Source organism: Peribacillus sp. NPDC096622 (assembly GCF_044762665.1).
GTDB classification, from domain to species: domain Bacteria; phylum Bacillota; class Bacilli; order Bacillales; family DSM-1321; genus Peribacillus; species Peribacillus frigoritolerans_B.
Window position 1 is genome coordinate 20,268 of the sequence record NZ_JBIWES010000023.1, and the last position, 21,716, is coordinate 41,983.

The following is a 21,716-nucleotide window of genomic DNA, read 5'->3' on the forward strand; positions in this document are numbered from 1 at the left end:
GATTGAACGAATGTATACAAACTTCCACATTTTAACAACGGTAATCCATTTCGCTCTAAGTTTTAAACATACTTTCGAACATTGCATCTCTACTTCCTTTGAAGAGGATGCTCATTCATTCAGAAGTATATCCTGTTGCATATCGAATTCCCTTTCTATTTATAGATGAAGGTTTTTTTGGACTATTTTCATGTTGTATCGCCCAGCGATACGAAACAAAAAAAAGAACCGATAAGCCCCTTTCTTGAAGAACACTATTGAGGACATAGATCTTGCTGGAGCTGGGAAACCTTTGTTTTAAGCTGAGACATATCGTTTGTCAGTGGACGTTCATTTCAAGGGTAGCTGCAAGTTCATTGGTTAAAACAATTAAAATCTCATTTATTTGTTTGGAATTTTGGGTTAAGTTGTCATTATATCGAGTATCACTATCTCTGTTTCATCGGTTCCTTCTAATCTATCTTTTTGTAGATACACAAGGTCTTTAGCTGTACCATCTAGGGACTTGTCCGTATCGCGTAACGCTATGTGCGCTTCGATGTCAGATTGAATAAAGATAGGTAACCACCATCTTAAAAACTCATATCCGTTTCGTTCTAAGTTTTGACCATACTTTTGAACAGTGGGTGTGCATCCCCACTTCTTCTTCCACTTGAATACAAAGAATACTCGTTCATTCGGATAAATATCATGTTTGCATATCAAACGCCGCTTTTCTATTAAACCTAAAGATTCGAATTTATTTGCAAGTTATATCGCCCAGCGATACGAAACACACAAAAAAAGAGCCGATCAATCCCTGTCTGGAGCACCTCTATTAAGGATGACTTTTGTTTTTGAATGCATGCTTTCAACCCCCTCAGCTTCCTTTTTATCAAACATGCCTTTTTTGCTTGCTTCAAATTGTGTATTTTGTTTTAGATGTATATCGCTTAAATAAATCTCCAATGAATTTCAATTGAGCCTTCGCTTGCCTATGGTAGAACGTCCGATACATTTGTATCGCCGAGCTCTTACATAACAGGTGCCAAACCTGTAAAGTTGAAATATTCTTTCTTAATTCTGTTTTTCAGCTACGCGAATCATATATGGCACTATGAATTTTTTAAAGTTTTGTAGATTCGCATTTCAATGCTTTTCTCAATCTTTATTTATTTAAAACATATTTATATCAAATGTTTCTTCATCAATAACAAATCAATACACAGCTAGGCAAAAAACCTTAACAGTCAACTTATTTCCTGAATATGGAGAAAATCCCCCGCCATTTTTCGGAACGTTTTTGTATAGCCTCTTCTAAACGTTTATTAAATTCATTTTGTGAACTCCATTCTTTTTTCTGTTCGTCCCGCATATTTTGTATTTCTTTTTGTAAGAGTTCACTTTTTTGTTTTTCTTGTTCCAGCAATGTTTCGTAATGGGTATTTTGTTGTTCAGTTAATTGTTCAATTTTAGAATTAGTTCTTTGCGCTGAATTTCCAATACTAGAACTTATAACATGATGATCTTGCTGGAGCCGGGAAACCTTTGTTTTAAGCTGTGACATATCGTTCGTCAGTTGGACATTCATTTCACGTGTGGCTGCGAGTTCATTAACTAAAAACATTAAGACCTCATTTAATTGATTGGGGTCGTGGGGTGAATTTTCATATGTATCGGGTATCGCTATCTGTGTTTCATTGGATCCTTCTAATCTTTCTTTTTGTTGATATACAAGGTCTTTAGCTGTATCGTCTAGGGGCTTGTCCGTATCGCGTAGCGCTATAAGCGCTACTATGTCAGATTTAACAAAGATACGCCGATCTCCATCTTTCAAAAACTCATATCCATTCCGCTCTAAGATTTGACCATACTTTCGAACAGTGGGAGTTGCAATCCCCACTTCTTCTGCCACTTCCTTGGAGGAGAAAGCTCGTTCATTCAGTTGTATATCGCGTCGCATATCGGACCTCTTTTCTATAACTAGTTGTATCTGTAGTCTACCTGACCTTAAATTTTCTGTCTAGATAAGTATAGCCTATCCAGAAGTCGTTAGGGATAGCGATAAGCTTCCTTTTCCTTTCTTCTGTTTCCATATAGGATTAGATCACCTATTCACTTACCTTCCTTCTCTTGCATAGCCTCCATCTCCCCTTATCCATTGAGGATGTTACATCTGGTTGGGCCTGGCGCCTGGTCCCGTGCCTTTGAAAACTTCAGATAATCGTTCCTTTCTGGTTTAGGTCGTTGTGGAGACTCCTTCTCTTACATCAGTTTGGACTGACCCTATTATTTTTTCACACTAAAAAAAGCTCGACCCAAATGACACATAATATGCCTTTTGGATCGAGCTCCTTTTCTCATTATTTCATCAGCTTTGCGACTGGCTTCGAAAGAAACAACAATACAATACCTAAACCAATTGTTACAAAACCAATCACACTGAAGATTTCCAGGTAACCTAAAGACTGCGTATATGCAGCTAATTGTCCGGCTACCATATTGGCCACTGCGGAACTTGCCAGCCATACTCCCATTAGAAGAGAGGCAAGCTTGATTGGAGCAATTTTACTTACCATTGATAAACCAACTGGTGAAATCATTAATTCGGCTAATGTATGAAGGAAATACGTTACAATCATGAACAGGATGTTTACTTTCAGCGCTGTATCGTTTCCTGTGTACATAACGGCAGGAAGCAGTACTAAGAAACCTAAACCAACAGTGACTAAACCAAGAGCCATCTTCGTTGGGGTTTTTAAGTCACCGCGTTTTGAGCTGCCAAGCTTGTACCATAATGCAGACATAATTGGCGCTAAAATCACGATGAATAATGGGTTCAATGATTGGAACCAGGCAGTTGGAATCTCAAAGCCAAATACATTCCGATCAATTTGGTCATTAGCATACAATGTCAATGAACTTCCTGCCTGCTCGAAAGCGGCCCAGAAAGCAATGACGAAGACTGCCAAAATCACGATAGCCGTTGTACGTTTTTGTTCTCTTTTCGTTAACGGTGCAGCTGATTTTTTACCAGCTGTAACATCAGGTTTGCCAGTAGGTTCTTTACCGATATCACCTAAATAGCGATTGCCTAATAAGTTGAAAACTAACTGTCCTACAATCATGCCAATTGCTGCTGTCAAGAACCCATATTTATAGCTCATAAGCCCGACTACTAATGGTGCGAAGAATGCCCCAACGTTAATACCCATATAGAAGATGGTGAAAGCCCCATCACGACGCGGATCATTGTCTTCATAAAGATCACCAACAATTGTCGAGATGTTTGGCTTGAAGAAACCATTACCGATAATCAATAAACCAAGACCAATGTAAAGCGCTGTCAAACTCTGACTTGCGAATAGCGAAAAGTTACCAAGCGCCATTAAAATACCGCCAATCGTGATCGCCAATCTTCTTCCTATGAAACGGTCAGTCAAGTATCCGCCAATCATTGGCGTAATATAAACGGCACCAGTAAAGAATCCGTATATGGCCATAGCCGCAGATTTGTCGACTCCAAGCCCGCCGTTTACAACCGTGGCCGTTAAGTATAGAACAAGAATTGCCCTCATTCCGTAATAGCTGAAGCGCTCCCATGCCTCAGTAGCGAACAGCATATACAGTCCAGGAGGATGCTTTTTCCTGGGCTGGTTTGACTCGTATGGCTGCTGAACATCATCTTTTAATAGTGCTTGCATAATAAAGTCCTCCTCAATATGGTTAACCACCAATCGTTACATTCACAACTAATTGCATGGTCTTTATTTAAATAGACAATTGATTGGTACGATGTTGGCCACGCATGCCATCCAACTCACCACCAGTAAGCGCTTACATTCTTAATCTTCGCTCTGGTGCAAAAAAGAATCTGATAGCAAAGTCTACATGAGCATTAACTTATAAATTCATTCATTTAACTTGAAGACATTCAATGAAGGCATTTATATTTTAAAGAATCTTTAGTGTTGTAAAATAATTTTATATTATCAGAAAATATAAAAATACAGAAAAAAAAGAAAAAAAGTCTTATTGCATTAGCGGCCTATACAACAACGGAGACGACCCCCATTATAATAAAAAACTGCCTTGTATTAAGGCAGTTTCTTAGTCAACAATCCATTGATATAAATTTTTCGGTCTTCCTATTTTTTGATAACTCACAATAGTTTCCACTTTTCCTTCATCAAGTAAATGCATAATATAGCGATAGACGGTCGGATAAGCCAATCCAACTTCCTTAGAAATTGTATCAACAGAAAAAGGTTCACGATTAGAATGCAGAAAATCACTAACGTGACGAAGTGTTCTCTTACTAATTCCCTTTGTAACAAATACATCCTTTTCTTCACTGGATTTTTGCTGCGGAGCTGATTGAGTTAATTTTGCTAGGCGGGCATGCAGTTGAATTCTTGAAATCAAATCAGGCGCTTTTACAGGCTTTAAGGCAAAATCCGTTGCGCCTGCTTCAAGAAAGCGATCAGCAATTTCCTGTCGTTCATCGACTGTTAATACAAGAATCGGAACATCGGCATTAAGTTTACGAAGCTCACCCACTGTTTTTATTCCGTCCATTTCCGGCATATGATAATCAACTAAAACAACATCCGCTCTTTTTTCTGCAAACACATTCAACCCTTCTTTTCCATTGTTCGCCGTATCTACATTCCAGCCGGCAAATTCACAAATTTCACTTAGCATGTATTGAATTGATGCATCATCATCTATGACTAAAATGTTCATCTTGACACACTCCCCTCAGCTAGTTTAATCCAAATTATTGTCCCGTGCCCAAGCTTGCTGTCAATTTCCACCGATGCACCATGTCCTTCAGCAACTTGACGTACGAAAGCTAATCCCATCCCTGGATGCGATTTCGTACTGAACCCAGCTTTCCATATTTTCTCCTGCTCTTTAGGTGAAATCCCTATCCCATTATCTGATACCCCCAACCAAAGTTCATTTTCATAGGCTTTTACCTTAAGCAAAATCTTGCCATCTTCCACTCCATTCACTGCATCGTAAGCATTGTCAATTAAATTCACCAATGCCCTTGTCATTCGGATTTTATTAATGAAAATTTTAATTTCAGGATCTGTTTGAAAGTCTACCTTCAGATTAAGATTTGTCCCGCTCAGTCTGCTTGCTTCGACGTATTCAACTAAATCTTTTATACGGCACCAATGTTTTTTATCATCATATAAAATCTCGGAAATCATGTCGCTAACGGAAAGAATCGATGCTGAAATCCTTTGGCAATATTCTTTAATTTTAGAATCGTCCACTTTCATACTAATTAAAGAATTTAGCCCCTCAATTGCTGTTAGAGGCGTTTTTAAATCATGGACCAGATATAGTGCTTCCCGTCCTGATCTTGACTGCATTGCTTCCAACTGCGCATAATGAAGCTCTTGCTTTATCCGCCACTTTTGTTCAGCCAATGAAAAATACACAGCTAAAATAACGGCATTAATAACAAAAATCAAACACAAAGTTAAACTGTACAATGTTAAAGACTGCTCGAATCCAATTTGAACCGCTATATCTGTTAATTCCTTAGAAATCGACCCTTGGCCAAAACCATATTGGGATAAAGAAGGAATCTCATTCAGCCATTCAATCCCAAAGATTAATTGAGAACAAATAATTGTTTTAATAATGGGCTTTAGCCTATCCTTCTCAAAGGCTTGCAATAATAAGATGGCTAACAACAATAACAACGCATATGCGCTAAATGAGTATGTTAAAGAATAATAAGCATTTATCACGATATAATCGAGAGGAATAACAATAAGAGGAATGATGATTTTTAACCATGGACGGTTTAAACGAGCAGCGATTTCGTCTCCCAACAGCAGTGCACCAATATAATGAAACAAAGCTAAAACAGTATTTAAAGACACTAGCAAAAAAACGGCAAGCATTAGCTTATTTCCCGTTTCTTCACCTTCTCTTAATGAAATAAGCAAATCAGTAAGGCCAATTTCGTCAGGACCCAACCACGACAGTAAGAATACCCCGAATAAAATCACTCCAATTTTCATCCATATTGTCCAAGACTTCATAAGACTAGCTATCATAATCATTTCACCTTTAATAGATTATTTGCTTATAGAATAGAATGATAACCATTCTTTCATTTCATCTTTTTTTAAATATATGTATACCCTTCCATAACCTCATTATACGCAATTCATCATAATTATGAAAATTATAAAAAAATGGGTTCTGGTGCAAAAATCCGAACATCTTGCAAGTGATCTCTTTAGAAGCATTATGTACATGAAATTATTAGGCTTATCCATAGCTCGCACAACCATTATGTGTTAGGTCTATCAATATGTTCCTGATTTGGATAGGAGAGTCAGTTTTATGCCAGGATTCTATGATTCTAACAAATCATTGGGGTAAAAACTGCCTGTATACAACGTCTACTTAAGAAGTCACCGCATATCAACAAGGAAATCCAGCTGCATTCATTCTGGCACGCATACCTCCTTACTGATCGAAGCAGGTGCAGGAATAAAAAAAATTAACAACGATTAGGACATACAGAATTCAAATATAAAGAAAAGGCCTCCCACAGTAAAACTGTGGGAGGCCTTCAACTTTAAAAATATTAACATGTTAGGTGAGCATTCATGACTGAATCTCTCGTTAAACCCCTACATTAAGGGATTTAAGCGATGATTACATCATGCCGCCCATTCATCAAGATATATAATAGAAAAAAACAGTTTTATAAAATCATTGATATTATTGGTTTTTTAGCTTCCATTTAAAATATTTTAAAACAGAAGAAAAAAAAGCAATGAGCAAAATTATGAGCATTTTTTATGATCATTGGATAGGTCACTTTGTCCAACCTTTTTCCCAATTAAGAATTTTTCAAACGTATCTTTTACGTTCATTTATATGTGCATCAAATAGGCAGAAACACGAAATAAAACTACCCTTTTCCTATCAAGGTCTAGTAATTTTATTAAACAAATAATGAAATAATATACCGTTCCATATATATTTAGAGGTCAGAATGTGTTCAAAAAATTAGTGACTTCCAACTATTTAATTCGATATCATTTACTTTGTCTATAATGTTTTGTAATACTACTAGGTTGTTAAACACTCTTATCTGTTAAATATAATAATATAACGTTAACTCTCGGGGTATATTTACTACTTAGAATAATATTAAGCACCTTCCACCCCATGTTTCTTTTGTGGGAACTAACCATTTGATGCACCATTAGAAAGATTAAAAATTCCCAGGGTAGTTTATGAAGAAAATCTAAATTCTCTTTATCAGATCAAAAAAAGAAGTCCACTACAAGACTAAAAACGTAGCGGACTTCCTATACATATATATTCCCTTACTTAGTACTTTCTCTACGCTGAATTTAAAATTCAAGTAGGAATAAATAGTTCGATATTCCTGTGATTTATAATTCTAAAACTTATCCTCAACCCCAAATTTCCGTTTAAAGTCATTATAGTCTTGCACCCAGTCGAATGTAACTTCTGGGGAGACGGCTTTGAAGTGTTCGATACCACATTTAATTTTGGTTCGTTCAACTTCTGTTAAGTCCTTTTCGGCTTTATCGGTTTTTGTTTCGACGATAAAGAACAGTCTTGCTTCGGTGTCATTTAATTTGTAGACAACAGCCCAATCCGGGGAGTAGTTTCCATATGGAGTGTCGATGATGAAGCCGCCCTTTTTCAATTTGGTAAATAACAGTACGTTTTGATTACTTTCGAGTTTTTGGGCGAAGTCGTATTCACCTTCGCTGTCCATTCGGTAAAATTTATTAATTGCTTTCCGTTGTTCTGCATTCGTTACATAAACTGCCTTCTCTTTTTTCAGCAGCTCTTCGTCTATGATTCTTTCCACCTCAAATACTTTGCCGCTGTCAAGATTATAGCCGTCAATTACTTCATAATATCCATCCTCACGTAATGCTTTTGCTTTCGCATCTTTAAGCATCTCCTGAATTTTCCTGGTCACCTGATCAAGAATATCCTGACTGTTTAGTAGTTCTTTTCGCTCAAGTGGGCGGAGGATTTTGATAATTGCGAGTCTCGGCATCATTGTATGATGCATGATGTGATTTACGATTTCGAATTCACTTTTTTGTTCTAGGGCTTCTGTTATACCGAGTTCAAACGTATATTCATCTTTTTTTAATAGATTCATTTTCTTCACGTCATTGTACTTATTTTGACCTTTTGTAACAATATAATCACGGCTGACATTGATATGTTTTAAGTATTCACTCAGCTCTACTATACAATCATTAATAAACTTGTCCTTATCGATTTGCACTTTGTACATAGACCGCTTCGTTAATTTTTCGGTTAAACTCTCCAAAATTTTGTTAAAATCTTCTTCCGATACATACGAATGCTGTTCATTTTCAGGTGCATCATTATCGCCATTTTTAATCGGTATTTTTTTTGAACCTTTTTTACGCATGTGATTCGTAAACTGTTCGAGGATCATCTGACTATGTTCCTTAAGCGTTTCATCCGTAAAGTCAATATCTTTAATATTATCCGCACTTTTCGTTAATAAATTACTTGCGGAAATGATTCCTTTTATTTTAAGCTCTTCTCTGAAAACATTCACAAATTCAGCAGTGACCTTCTCATGCGGTATACCAGCTGATTGTAACGTTTCAATGAGCACATCCGCTGTGACTTCATCTTTATTGAACGATGAACCTTCATTGAAGTCTTTTTGCAGTACTTCCGCAAAGTGATCATATGTGTCATTTGCGATGATCGTCAGCTCATTAATAGCTTCTTCTTTATGCTGCTTTCCGTTAACATCAACTGCTAGCCGCAATCCGCGTCCGATCTCCTGTTTCTTCGCAATATCAGAACCACCGCTTTTTAATGTACAAATTGTAAACACATTCGGGTTATCCCAGCCTTCTCGCAATGCTGAGTGAGAGAATATAAACGAAAGCGGTTCGTTAAATGAAATTAACTCATCTTTCTTATCCAGAATAAGATCAATTCCACGTTCAACATCTTCTTGCGGCTTCGCCTTTAGCTTGATCTCATCAAAATTAACGCTGCTATCCCAACCGTCAACTTCGACTTCTTTTTTGTTTTTATCAACTGCAAAGTATCCTTCCCGTACTTGATCAACGATATCGTATTTGTTAAATAGGCCTTTGTATTTTTGGAATTTTTTTTCATATTTTTCATATTTGATCATATTTGAATATTCTTCGTCAAAAATGCGTAAATATTCTCCTCGTCCATCCTGCTGCTTGTTGTCACGCACTTTCGATACGGAATCAATGAAAAACAAGGATAAAATTTTAATTTTTTCACCTTTGTCAAGTATCGCAAACTGCTTGTCCAGATGACTTTGAATTGCTAGCCGGATTTGAATGCGAACAGCATCATTCGGTGTAAACTCATGTGTGCTCTGTCCCTGAGTTAACTCTTTTATCTCACTTTTATATGCAATTTTCAATGTCTCCAGCTTATGCGGGTCGGCATGAATACGGACGTTCCTGTATTGAGGCAAGCCACCAGACAGTTCGTATAGTGAATCCCCACCGCGCACATTTATTTTTTTAAACTTAATAAAACCCCCTTGTTCCTGAGAAAATATTTCGATGCGCGCTCTTAATTCTTTCGTAAACTGTACGTAGCGAATAAATGGCTCGTCTTTTGAAATGACCGCATTTACTGTTTTCACTTCAATTCGTTTAACGAGATCACCTTTAAATGCATCATAAGAGTCGAGCTTATAAAGCTGGTTGTAAAGCTGTTTATGTGTCGCCGAATAGCGAAGTGTAAATAATGGATTGATCTCTTGAATCGCTTTTGCGGAAGCTGATGGTTTTTTCGCTGTCCCTTCAATTTTTTGCGGCTCATCAATGATGACAATGGGGCGAATTCTCAGTATGTCTTCCCAGAGTATTTGACCGTATTCGTCTTCTTGGCGAATTTTATTTTTGTCTTTGTTAAATGCCTGAATATTCATGACGCAAATACTCAATTCTTTCGTCTCAATAAGACTAGTACTAACTTTCTTCGGATTTTTACTGTCATAAATAAAACTATGCTTCTTAATATCGATATTATACAGTCCCTTAAAATGCTCCCTCAGCTGATCAATAGATTTTTCGACACCTTTTCGAATTGGAATCGAGGGTACTACGATCATAAATTTTGTAAAGCCATATTCTCTATTTAATTCCAGAATCGTCCGCAAATATACATATGTTTTCCCGGTTCCGGTCTCCATTTCAATGGTGAAATTGTTTCCGACAATCTCCGTATCCGCAAATAGATGGTTCTTTAGCTGCACATTGCGTAAATTATCAAGAAGCCTTTTTCCTTCAATAATTTCCGGATTGCGGACCGGGTCACCCTCGCCAATTTTCTTTGCCCGGCGCGTATTTTCATAAATGCCAGAAAGTTGTCTCGGTAATCCTCTAAACAGCTCAACAACTGATTCAATGGCTTTTTTCTGATGGTGCAATGAATCATCAAACTGAAATGCTACTTTACTCATCTCTCCACTCCTTCCTTACAAAAACTCTACTGTATACGTCCTTTTCTCCTCCCCTGTATTTCGTGCAATGAGCAACTGCAAACGTCTAAACGTCTCATCCTTCAACGAAATATCGTCTTCAAAGGCACTATCTCTAAACACAAATTTAATCGGCAACGGCTCCATTGCAGCAAGTTTTTCAATCAACTCTTCCGTAACCGTTTCTTCAAGACACACAGTATAACTATCAGCAAACATATACGTCCGCGCGCCTATATCCGAAAGTTGTTCTACTTTGCTTGATAAGGGAATATCACGTTGACGAAGCATAATTTCGTATACTACATCCAGGTCAGTAAAACCAGGCATAAAGTCTAGCATATCTTTATCTGTAAGCTCTGCTTCATTCGCTGTCATCTGACCTTCTCCCAGCGCCTCATGTGTCCAGCGGATATTCGTATCCTCAATCCGGAACACCTTAAACCCGACATCTAGGCTCTCAATACCTGTTTTAGCAGCATTCTCCTCTTTAATCTTCTCTCCAGCTCGACGAATACGGTCTTTCCCAATTTCTGTTATTGTAGGGTAATTATGTTGTTCATCTTGTACTTTTTCTGGAATTTGCACGGTAATAAATTTGCGATTCCCACTATCTTCCGCGTTTAATTGCATAATGGCATGTGCAGTTGTAGCTGAACCTGAAAAGAAATCTAGTATCAATGAATCTTTGTCAGTACCTTGCTCTATTAATTTTTTTATTAAATCAACGGGTTTCGGAAAGTCAAAAAGCTCAATCCCATCAAATAAGGCTCTTACTTCTCTAGTAGCTTCAGCATTAAATGCAGCTTTTAATATTGTTGAATATCCCGTATAATCACTCTCTAAATCTTTTACGAACTTTTTACGACGGGGTCTGCCATTTGGATTTTTTGGGAACAAAACTTCATTGTTAGAGATTAATTGCTCCATTCTTTTTTTCTCATATCTCCACCCTGTAGTTGGACATGCGTATACGATTTTGGTTACAGGATTTACTAGATTGTAATGAAGATTCGGCCTTTGTTCTTTAGTTGCTAATCCGATCATATTATCGCTCATCCAGTCACCGCGTGGATCATTATCGGGATTTGAATATTTACCAAAATCTTTTTCGCTACCTCGAATCCTACCAGAACTCATTTTACCAAAACAAAGTATGTATTCGTGGTCTTGAGAAACACCATTTTTCGACCTACTATCTACATTTTGTCTCCTCTTCCAAATGAAAGACGCAATAAAACAATCTTCACCAAAAATTTCATCTAAAATAGATCGAGCATTCTTTAACTCATTTTCATCGATACTCATAAACAACAGGCCATCATCATTAAGTAAATCTTTAGCTACCTTTAAACGTGGATAAAGCATATTCAACCAGTTAGCATGAAATCTATTACTGTTTTTTTGGTTAATAATCAACCGTTCATTATCAATGATTTCTCCTTCTAGTTCTGCACTCTTTCTTTCGCTCATTTTAAAGTTATCATGGTACACAAAGTCATTCCCTGTATTATATGGAGGGTCAATGTAAATCATTTTAATCGAATTGTAATAATTTTGGCGAAGAAGCTTTAATACCTCTAGATTGTCTCCCTCGATATACAAGTTTTCTGTTATATCAGCATCTTTACTGTCTTCCGGAATAAATTTTAATGTACGGCCAAGCACATCAACATCAGCAATTTTTTTGGCGTTTTGTTTGCCTACCCATGTAAGTTCATATTTTTCTTTACTGACTTCCTGATGCTCACCGAGCGCTTCTTTTAACGCTTCAAAATCGACTTCTCCATCTTTCACTGCTGACGGAAAAAGTTGCCCCAGGGATTTGACGTTTTCGTTTACTTTATTGAATATTTCCTGCGGTACTTTTGAGTACTCCATATTAATCCTCCAGTTTCTCATTTAATACGTGAATTAGCTTTTTTAATTCACCATTGATTTTTACTTTATCCACCGCGCGATCAGCTTTTAACAACTGTGTTCTTAAGCGATCCATCTGCATAATCGTTTCATACGCCATAATCATGTCATCCTCATTAAACCAGATGTTGCTTTCAAGCAGTTGTCTTGTTTTGGAAAAAACCTTTAAGTGTGAAATGATATATGTCTTAATAGACATTTCTAAATAAAACACATATTTCGTTGTTTTATTAATGATCGCGTCAAAATAAGAAAACTGCTCCATCAAACGTTTTTGCTCATCGTTAATGAAAATCGGCATTATCTTCGTCAAAAATACATTTTCCACGACAATTCCGGCTTCTTCTACTTTGCTCACCCGCTTATGTGCGAATGAATACAGTTCATTTGTCGAATCATAAAGCCGAATCACGCAAAATGGCTTCATTTTTTGCTGAAGCATATTGGAGACAAAAGTGGCCTCCTTTAAGCTTTTAAGCCTAATATTTAAAAACACAATGACCTGACAATTATGTGTTTCATTAATAAGAGATGGAATAATCTCATTTTCCACTTGCGCAACCAATTCCACTTTTTGAATAGCTTCTTTCATTTTTTTACGCTCAGCCAATTTTAAATCTTTTGGAATCATAGACGAAACAGAAAACAATTGAAATTTTTTATACTTTTCTGGTATGCCGAACATTTACCTCACCAAAACTTTCGTGTTCTATTCAATGACAAGCAATGAAATGAGTTCAAAATCATCCGTATCTTCGGTTGCAAAATTATTGTTGAAACCGCCAAAATCAAAGATCGTCTGCTCTGCCGCTTTAGACTCCGTTTTTTGAATCGACTGTATACAGGCAGAGAGAAGCTTTGAATAATGACTCATATCTTTTACTCTATTCGTCCGTTTATAAAATAATTGATAAAAGGATTCTACGGGCTCATCTTTCTGGTAGCTCATTTTCCTGAACTCTCTTAAAATATCACGTGCATGAGAACTTCCCATCAAAATATTTTTCTTATTATCAATGTAAACAAGATAGTATGGATAAAGAGAACTGTCACTTTTCGGTTTTCCAACAATGAATTTATGCTTAAAGCAGAAAATCACTCCCGGAACTTCACCATCGGTTACCGAATAAATACCACGCGGTACTTGTTTGATTTCAGGGTGACGCTTCGTATACTCCGCGAGATCATAAAGGAAATCATTCATATTGAGATCAGTTAATGAAATATTGTCACCGACTTCTTCCAGTTCAACTACTTCTTCACGCAACCGTTCCAGATGGCGCTTCCTGAATTGAAGATCGTTCATTTCCGGCGTTAAAATATCTTCATCCCCCGTTGAAGTAATGTTAACCGACAACATTTTTCCTTTGACACGCTGCTCCAAATTCAAGTATTCATTAAGCTCCACATTAGGAAAAAAATTAATCATTTTAATTTGGTTGTTTTGACTACCAATCCGGTCAATGCGTCCGAACCGCTGAATGAGCGACACAGGATTCCATTGAATATCGTAATTGATAACGCAGTCGCAGTCCTGCAAGTTCTGCCCTTCCGAAATACAATCCGTTCCAATCAAAATGTCGATTTGTTGCTCGGTTGGGAGGTCTACTTTCATTTTAGATTTTGGTGAAAATGAGGATAAGATTGAATTAAACTCAGGATGTACTGTCGGATTGTTTGATTTCGGTTTATATGAACCACAAACAACTCCTGAGTATACCCCCTCTTTTTTTAGCTCCCCTTCCAAACTGCTGTATAAATAGTTCGCTGTATCCGCAAAAGCCGTAAAGATTAGTACTTTTTTATTGCTGCTGTTGATAGGTGTTTTCCTAACTTTATCACGCACCAAGTTTAAGAGAACATGCAGTTTTTGATCACGGTCATTGTCCAGTACAGTTTGAATATCTTTATACAAACCGTCCAAAATGTGTTTATCATAATACAAGTCCTCAAGAAAATGACTCAAATTTAAATGCTTTACATGTATTGCATATTTATAATCAAGCACTTCTCCTTCTGAATCATCGTTGTCTTCATAGACAAGTGAACTATCATTTTTTTCAAGCACCATTATATAATTATCTATCCGCTCAATCAGCCGTCGAATTGTTTCAGAGAATGAGAACACTGAACTCTCGAGCCTTTTAAATAAGTTAAACCGATGAAGTGTTTTTGTACCAAATTCCCGTAACTCATTACTAAGCAGCACTCGTCCATCCGCTGATTTGGATTGGTATTTTTCCTGATATTCAAGCTTATGTACACTTTTGATATAAGCCATCGGTGTGTAGACAGCGAGCTTCAAGCTTTCAAGAGTAATATTCGTCTCTTCAAAGTTGAGAAATTGTTTACGCGTATCAATATCAGGCGTGTACGTATCCGGCTTCAATTTCTCTGGAAAACTTTTCACCTCTTCTGATCCATAATAGTTTGTAATATGTTTTCGGCTTCTGGAGATCGTAATCATTTCCAGCAATTTATAAAACTCAGATGGAAGCCGGTCAAAAAGTTCTTTTTTGTCTTTCATAGGTTCTTTATCCCACGTATTAATAATCGCTGTTGTTCTTCTCAATAAATTATCGACACTTGCAATACCTTCATCCTCAAAAGCGAAATCCCGGTCTGCTGTAATGATACTGATTTGATTTTTCAAATCAGTCAATGAATTATTTACAGGTGTAGCAGACAAAAGCAGAACTTTCGTATTTAGGTTTTTCTTAATGACTTCCTGCAGCAATCGCTGATAACGTGTAAATCCCTCATCTTTTTCGGTACGATTACGGAAGTTATGTGATTCATCAATAACAATTAAGTCAAACTTGGTCCAATCGAACCGGGAAAGGTCCCAACCGCTTTTAGAATCACCTTTATATCTCGATAAATCTGTATGAAACATAATTTTATAGTTAAAAACTTCATCTACTAAACTGTCTTTGTACGCACCTTTAAATGAGTTCCAGTTGTCATAAAGCTTGGCCGGGGTGAGGACAAGTACGTTATCCTGACGAAGCTCAAAATATTTAATTACAGCTAGCGCTTCGAAGGTTTTCCCTAGCCCCACGCTATCCGCAATGATGCAGCCGTTGAATTTGCTGATTTTTTGAATAGCTGATAAAACAGCATCTTTTTGAAAGTCAAACAGCATATTCCAGATTTTTGTCTTTTTAAAATGGTTGTTATCCTGTTCGAACTTTTCGATACCGTGATCAAGCTGTGAGCCAAACAGTTCATTTAATGTAAAGTAATAAAGAAATTCAGGAGGATGCTCTTTATATACGTAGTTCAAACTTTTTAAGATTTCCTCTTTATAATCTTCGGTTGCTTCCTGTGAGTGCCATATCTGCTCGTAGCGTTTTTTGATATCGACAATCTGGTCTTTATCCATAGAGGCATTGATCATTGTGTCAAAATTGACAATTTTCATTTGGCCTTTTGATGCTCGCTCTGAAATCTCAAGAGAAGATGACCCTTGAATCATAAAGTCTTCATCAATCAAAATAACGTTCCCTTTTATTTGATAATTCGGCCTTGTTTTTCGGATATTGACATGACTCTTAATAAATTCGTACATCGATTTCGCTTTCGAAAAATGAACAAGCTTATTTTTTTGGACAATGTCATAATCGTTAAACAACAAATCGCTGGGGCTAGATTCAATGTCAAACTCCCGAAAGATTTCTTTTGTATTTGGCACCGTTTGTGTATCTCGAATTATCAGATTTATTTCTTTTACATTGTGTAAGTTCTGCTCTAATAGAGAAAAAACAGAGAGTGTTAATTTATCATTAACTATATTAATAACACACTCCTTTTTCTCTATTAAAATTTGATTTATAGAATTAATTATTTGATCATTTGAGTTTAAAGAATTAACCATCAGTCCACCTCATATTATGCTACGAGTAACATACTTTTATAATTCATTAATAGTTCAATATACTTTAATTCCATTATACTATTTATTCACTTTTATTTAGTTTGGAAATTGCCATGTTTCTTAGAAGTTCGAACTATCGTTTCACCTCCCTTATAGATAAAAGGGGGTTCGACTGAGGGTCGTAGATTATCTCTGGAGTTTATCGAACGTGAAAATAGATGTCGCGACCAAATCTGTGACTATACCTGACAAAAAAGACCCTTTCCGAAGAAACGATCTTTTTGAGTTAATAATGGCCTTTCGCTTGTCCTTAGGCTATAGAGCTAACTACTTACTCTCCATAGAATTTATCACGCTTTATTAGATTGCTTCCACCCTTGAGGTTTCCATCGAAGGTACAGAATACCACCCCTTGATCACAATAAAAAGAACCAAGTTTTTCTATTTTCTTTTTTCTTTCTTTGATTTCCCTTGTGCTTTTGAAGCTCGTTTACCGAATAAAGAGAAGTATACTTGACGCTTAGAATTTTGTGTTTCTACATCCTTTATAAACAAGCAATCTTTCTTTTGTGTGCGAGACCTATACAGGAACGGTAATAACTCCAGAATACTTGTAAAAATTTATTTTAGCTGGCCAATTATATGATCCGCCGTTCGAATCGCTAAGGCAATAGTAGTAAGTGTCGGATTTGCGGCACCCAGCCAAGGTAAGACACTATTATCAGCTACGTAAAGACCAGAAACCCCATGAATTTGTCCGTTAAGGTCAGTAGCTGAGACTGCCGGGTCTAAACCCATTCGGCAAGTCCCCGATGCAAGGTGACCGAGGCTAGTTATTCTTGTTATTTCATTGATAGGCATCCCTAAATCTGATACTATCTTCTTCAAAATTTTTTCGGCTTGTTGCTGAATTGATTTATCTCGTTCACTTAGAGTAAAATCTACATTAACTGCAGGTAAGCCATACTCATCCTTTATTCTAGAGTCTAGAATGATTTGATTCTCGAACCGCGGCTCGGCTGTAACCATACCATACAATGCCATATAATGCTGGTCCTTAAAAGGCCGTTGGTTTCCATGCGAAATCTGATCAAGGTAGTTCTCAATCGACACTTGATAAGGCCGAACATTTGTCTCAGGAATCAAGATTGAAACTGGTCCTAAAACATCTTGGCTATATGATTTATTGATCCTTGTATAGGTAGTAACATAAGAATGACCACTCAAGTAATGTCCTAATGCTATTCCGGTAATACCCGAATGTAACAGTATACGTGGTGTTTGAATCGTGCTTGCAGCCATAATAATTGTTTTAGCTTTTAGAAAATAAGATTTTTTACTTAATGACATCACTTCTACTGCAACGGCCTTATTATTTTCAACAATTACCCGTAAGGCACGAGCTTTGACAGCTAAATCAAAGGACCTATAATTTAATGCCCTAGCAAAATATAAGATTGTACTAAAAAACACATTTGAATGAAGCTCACCATCCTTAGTTGATTGAAGGTCGGCTGCAAGGGGGGTATTCATAGCTTCTACCCAGCCGTTCTCCCAAAGCCTATCTAGTAAGACTTTGTTGATGTGAGATCCCGCTGTATATTCTTGAGTAACATTCATAGATTGTTCCGCAATGTTAAAGTACCTAGTCATCTCATTTACCGGTACTGGCCATTTCCCAAAGGTATGAAGGTGCATACGAGGACTTATTCCATTCCAAAAAAGCATCCTTCCTCCTAGAGCAATCACTTCCCGAAAACCAGTGTTGGCAACAGGGAAGGAACTTTTCAAAAAATAGTCTGCAACATGTTTACTTCCCATAGTTGCAATATTATGTGCGTTCGTGGGAATGAGAAGATCTCCGGCTTCAATGATACCGATCCTCTTATTGTTAATCCCCCATTGTGAACATAATCTCCAGAGAACAGCTCCTCCGCCTGCGCCGCTACCTATAATGAGTACGTCATATTCGTTTTGCGCCATCTCATCTAAAGTGGTCAATGGAATCCAAGCTCCCTCTGAAATAGGTGCTGGAATAACTCCGAGACATGTATCCTTATCCTTAATCGAAGTAAATTTTGTGGGAAGTTTTACAGCAATTCCTGAGATATTTTGGTCTGGTTCAGGGATTAGAGGATTTAAAGCAAGAATATCCGGCAAGTCAATTTTATGTTTTATAGCAATACTTCTCAAAGTGTCAAAATTATCTGCTACATGTATCCGCAATATTTTTCTCCTTTCTTCACACTTTTTAGCAGTTCGATAAAACAAAACACTGTTTTCAGCTAATCTGGACCAGAGGTTTGGTACATCTGCCTGAAGGACAAAGCAATTTGTATTGTTCTCCTAATTTAAATGAGACTTATAATGAATGTAATAGTGGTAAAGTGAAAATCCAGATATACAAACGTATCCACAAACCATATTTTCATCAATTACCCTAAGTTCTAAAATGACTGATTTAATCAACTTATCTTCCTAGGAGATAGTACGAAGGTGAAATAAAAGATTACAAGTTAGCTAATAAATTCCAATCTGTTCATACTTGTAATTTTATAATTGAGAAATATTTGAAAATTTTGTCAAAACTTGATTTTCACTGTCGACATTATAATTTTTTATGAAATACTTCCCAGTTCACCAAAAGAAATGTTATTTCAACATCTAAGTAAATTATAATAATCTATATAACTTTCCATTACAAAAAACTTTATTAACTAATGAGTGTTTGTAGTAACCATTCTGAAATTACAGCATTTTCACCTGAATCAACGAGATACTGTTCAAAAAAGTGATATCCTGGTGTAGGATTAACTTCAAGGAACCAATATGAGTTGGTTGTTTTTTCATAAATAAGGTCAATTCCAGCAAAGTCTAACCCTTCGTTTCTAGCTGCCTGAATACACCATGCTGCTATATTTTGGGGAAGCTCTTCTTTTCTCATACATAATTTTGTCTCGTATCGATAGTCAAGAATGTCCTCCTCTGCGTTGATATGCATTGCATAAACAGCATCACCACATACGTGAGCACGTATATTGATTCCCTGAATTTTTGGTTGCAAGTGTACTGGACAAGCTAAATCACCCATATCCTTGTACAATCTTCGGTCTGATAAATTAACAACAATCGAACGAATACTACTTGCTGATTTAATAATTGTTTTATCAGAAGAGAAACCTAAGGTATGAAGATGTAAATTACTTAGAAAAGTTGGTATTGGTTTTACATTTTTATCACTTTTTTTAGCAACTGCAGCCATCTGTAGTGGTTTTGAAAGGTTTAATGATAATCTTGATGGACGGTTTACTATAGTACCTGGATAAAAGGTGAGCAAATCATGCATTACATCTAAAACTTCATTATATTTCTCGCAGTTAGATCCACCTCCTCTATAATATATACTTGGATATTTATCCTGATTAGAACTAATTTGCAAATTACGAATAAATTCGCCTATAGCAAGTACATCTTCTATAAATAGTGTTTCTACCGGATAATCATTATCTTTAATATAATTTTCAAAATAAGAGGCAGTTCCGTCTTCTTTTGATGAAATAATCAAAATTGTAGCTGCAGAGAGATATTCATTTTTCGAAGTATTCGTTAAACAATTATCTTGTGGAATCAATTTATTTACCTTATAACCTTTAACATGGGGGCGTAATTCTGGAGTAATTAAACAGCGTTTGTACATACCTTCCTCCTCCTCAAGAAAATAAATGATTTTATATATTTAACTTTCAAGTTACCACATTACTTATTCTCTAGGATTATAGAAATACTTTTTAGAAAATCCGGAGTATTTTGACGCGATAAGTGCCTAACATCTACAGAAGGATTAATACTTCCAAATGTAAATGAATTTGTATGCTCATCATAAAAGAAAAGTATCTCAGCTAATCTAAGATGATAATGCTTCATAAGGATCTGGCATCCCTCCCTTAACTCTTCTATAGCATTAGAATGATTAATGTCCTGACCTAGTGGATGAATCCAAATATTATTATCTAAGATAATAATAACAAATGGGGTTCCAGGAGGCCTTTGATAAAATAAATAATAATTGTCTTGAACTATACTTTTAGGTAATCCTGTTTTCCAAAAGTGACTATTAAAAGCATTATCTGAAACTATAGAATTAAGTCCTAGGTATAAATCAACTGGAGCGTCTTTTGTAAAACCGAAAAAGGACTTAGGTACTTGAATGCCTTCAGTTATCTTCTGCGTTAACATCCATTGATATGGGAGACTATGACAATAACCCGATAAACTCCCCCCCCACGGTGGGTTAATAACATTCTTAAATTGATTTAGGCTAAATAACAGATAAGAAGTGAATTCTTCCCTCGCATATTCTTGGTCTTCCTTTACAAATTGGTCAAACAAAGATAAAGGAAGATATGAGAGTAAGTTAATTACACCTGAAATGCAATCAGGTGTAATTTCTGTTCCTTGATAATTCCATTTCATTCTTACTCCTTGTGTGTCTACGGCGATTTGATCATGAATTATTACTTCGTTTACTATGTCCCTACCTTCAAGCCAAATCGTTTGTTCACTAGTATTGTTCAAGAGATAGTCATATATTAATCGTAATGTATTATTAGTTTTATCACCTATTAATAATTTCATATTTCCCTTCCTATCAATTCTTCAATATGATGAATTTTAAATAGTAAATTGGATGTTTCAGGTTGTAGATTTGATACGAATAAGTGCTTAAAGCCTGCCTCCTGAACAACATTAATTTTTTGGGAAACTCCTTCAACTGGCAGAATTTCTCCGTATAAGTTTAGATCTCCCGTTAAAGCTACTTCTGTCGCGGGAAGCAACAACTTATTTCCAAATGCTTCGAGAAGAGAATAAGCAATAGCTAGTCTACACGAAACACCAGAACCATTAATTCGATGAAGAGGAAAATGGAAATGACAGTCAAATGATTTAAAAATTTTACCCTTCTTTTCAAGAAGAAGTTGTACAGCCCAAGAGCACAAGGAAAAGCTCTGTATCATGTCTTGACTTACAGGCCCTGACCATGTTATCTGATAGGTACCATTTAAACGAACACAAACCTCAAAAGGGACCAGGTATCCTTGAGTACCATCTTGTCCAACTAACCAACCTTGTGAGTAATTCAAAAATAGTCCTCCAACGCAAAAATGTAGTAAGTACACAGTTTCTACTATAATGTCCCGATACTAAAATTCAGCTACATAAGCGGTCATTAAGTTCATCTTTTTAATAAATATGAGAAAAGTATTCCCCCAATAAAACAGAGCCTGTCTATTTAGTTTAACACTCACAAAGTTAAGCCATGTACGTTGAGCTCACATATCGGTTATTAATATAATTAACATATATTTTTTACAAAAAGTTATCTTT

At 36.3% G+C, this 21,716-nt stretch carries 12 protein-coding genes; all 12 read right to left on the reverse strand.

What is annotated here, in order from left to right; translation table 11 throughout:
* Window positions 1-1,234: 1,234 nt before the first annotated feature.
* The 12 genes from ACIQYG_RS24135 to ACIQYG_RS24190 all read right to left on the reverse strand — a co-directional run bounded on the left by ACIQYG_RS24135 (window position 1,235) and on the right by ACIQYG_RS24190 (window position 21,472).
* Window positions 1,235-1,942, reverse strand: coding sequence for an SH3 domain-containing protein (locus ACIQYG_RS24135; protein ID WP_402843373.1), 708 nt, complete (start codon window positions 1,940-1,942; stop codon window positions 1,235-1,237).
* 400 nt (window positions 1,943-2,342) lie between these two features.
* Entirely contained in the window at window positions 2,343-3,683 is a 1,341-nt protein-coding gene (locus ACIQYG_RS24140) for a peptide MFS transporter (RefSeq protein WP_402843375.1), read from the reverse strand.
* Window positions 3,684-4,089: 406 nt separating this feature from the next.
* Window positions 4,090-4,725 (reverse strand): response regulator, encoded by a 636-nt coding sequence (locus ACIQYG_RS24145; protein WP_402843378.1) that lies wholly within the window; start codon window positions 4,723-4,725, stop codon window positions 4,090-4,092.
* Window positions 4,722-6,062 (reverse strand): sensor histidine kinase, encoded by a 1,341-nt coding sequence (locus tag ACIQYG_RS24150; protein WP_402843381.1) that lies wholly within the window; start codon window positions 6,060-6,062, stop codon window positions 4,722-4,724. Before ACIQYG_RS24150 ends, ACIQYG_RS24145 begins: the two co-directional genes overlap by 4 nt.
* 1,367 nt (window positions 6,063-7,429) lie before the next feature.
* The gene (locus tag ACIQYG_RS24155; RefSeq protein WP_402843383.1) at window positions 7,430-10,516 is read right to left on the reverse strand and encodes a restriction endonuclease; all 3,087 of its coding nucleotides are present in this window, start codon (window positions 10,514-10,516) and stop codon (window positions 7,430-7,432) included.
* A 15-nt stretch (window positions 10,517-10,531) separates the two neighbouring features.
* Window positions 10,532-12,415, reverse strand: a complete 1,884-nt coding sequence (locus tag ACIQYG_RS24160) for a site-specific DNA-methyltransferase (RefSeq protein WP_402843386.1) — start codon at window positions 12,413-12,415, stop codon at window positions 10,532-10,534.
* 1 nt (window position 12,416) lies between these two features.
* On the reverse strand, window positions 12,417-13,139 hold the full coding sequence (locus tag ACIQYG_RS24165) for a DUF4391 domain-containing protein (protein ID WP_402843388.1): 723 nt from the start codon (window positions 13,137-13,139) through the stop codon (window positions 12,417-12,419).
* Window positions 13,140-13,163: 24 nt separating this feature from the next.
* On the reverse strand, window positions 13,164-16,331 hold the full coding sequence (locus ACIQYG_RS24170) for a helicase-related protein (RefSeq protein ID WP_402843391.1): 3,168 nt from the start codon (window positions 16,329-16,331) through the stop codon (window positions 13,164-13,166).
* 621 nt (window positions 16,332-16,952) lie between these two features.
* Complete coding sequence (locus ACIQYG_RS24175; RefSeq protein WP_402843394.1) at window positions 16,953-18,557, reverse strand: GMC oxidoreductase; 1,605 nt, start codon at window positions 18,555-18,557, stop codon at window positions 16,953-16,955.
* A 487-nt stretch (window positions 18,558-19,044) separates the two neighbouring features.
* Entirely contained in the window at window positions 19,045-20,028 is a 984-nt protein-coding gene (locus tag ACIQYG_RS24180; protein ID WP_402843397.1) for an ATP-grasp domain-containing protein, read from the reverse strand.
* A 59-nt stretch (window positions 20,029-20,087) separates the two neighbouring features.
* Window positions 20,088-20,966 carry a hypothetical protein gene (locus ACIQYG_RS24185; protein ID WP_402843400.1) on the reverse strand — a complete coding sequence of 293 codons (879 nt, stop codon included), beginning with the start codon at window positions 20,964-20,966 and terminating at the stop codon, window positions 20,088-20,090.
* Window positions 20,963-21,472 carry a S16 family serine protease gene (locus ACIQYG_RS24190; protein ID WP_402843402.1) on the reverse strand — a complete coding sequence of 170 codons (510 nt, stop codon included), beginning with the start codon at window positions 21,470-21,472 and terminating at the stop codon, window positions 20,963-20,965. The genes ACIQYG_RS24185 and ACIQYG_RS24190 overlap by 4 nt, the downstream gene beginning before the upstream one ends.
* Window positions 21,473-21,716: the final 244 nt, after the last annotated feature.

Excerpts from the sequence above, each read along its gene's own strand:
- ACIQYG_RS24165 (WP_402843388.1), bottom strand. The coding sequence starts at position 13,139 with ATGTTCGGCATACCAGAAAAGTATAAAAAATTTCAATTGTTTTCTGTT.
- ACIQYG_RS24150 (WP_402843381.1), bottom strand. The coding sequence starts at position 6,062 with ATGATAGCTAGTCTTATGAAGTCTTGGACAATATGGATGAAAATTGGA.
- ACIQYG_RS24140 (WP_402843375.1), bottom strand. The coding sequence starts at position 3,683 with ATGCAAGCACTATTAAAAGATGATGTTCAGCAGCCATACGAGTCAAAC.
- ACIQYG_RS24180 (WP_402843397.1), bottom strand. The coding sequence starts at position 20,028 with ATGTACAAACGCTGTTTAATTACTCCAGAATTACGCCCCCATGTTAAA.
- ACIQYG_RS24135 (WP_402843373.1), bottom strand. The coding sequence starts at position 1,942 with ATGCGACGCGATATACAACTGAATGAACGAGCTTTCTCCTCCAAGGAA.
- ACIQYG_RS24155 (WP_402843383.1), bottom strand. The coding sequence starts at position 10,516 with ATGAGTAAAGTAGCATTTCAGTTTGATGATTCATTGCACCATCAGAAA.
- ACIQYG_RS24170 (WP_402843391.1), bottom strand. The coding sequence starts at position 16,331 with ATGGTTAATTCTTTAAACTCAAATGATCAAATAATTAATTCTATAAAT.
- ACIQYG_RS24145 (WP_402843378.1), bottom strand. The coding sequence starts at position 4,725 with ATGAACATTTTAGTCATAGATGATGATGCATCAATTCAATACATGCTA.
- ACIQYG_RS24185 (WP_402843400.1), bottom strand. The coding sequence starts at position 20,966 with ATGAAATTATTAATAGGTGATAAAACTAATAATACATTACGATTAATA.
- ACIQYG_RS24160 (WP_402843386.1), bottom strand. The coding sequence starts at position 12,415 with ATGGAGTACTCAAAAGTACCGCAGGAAATATTCAATAAAGTAAACGAA.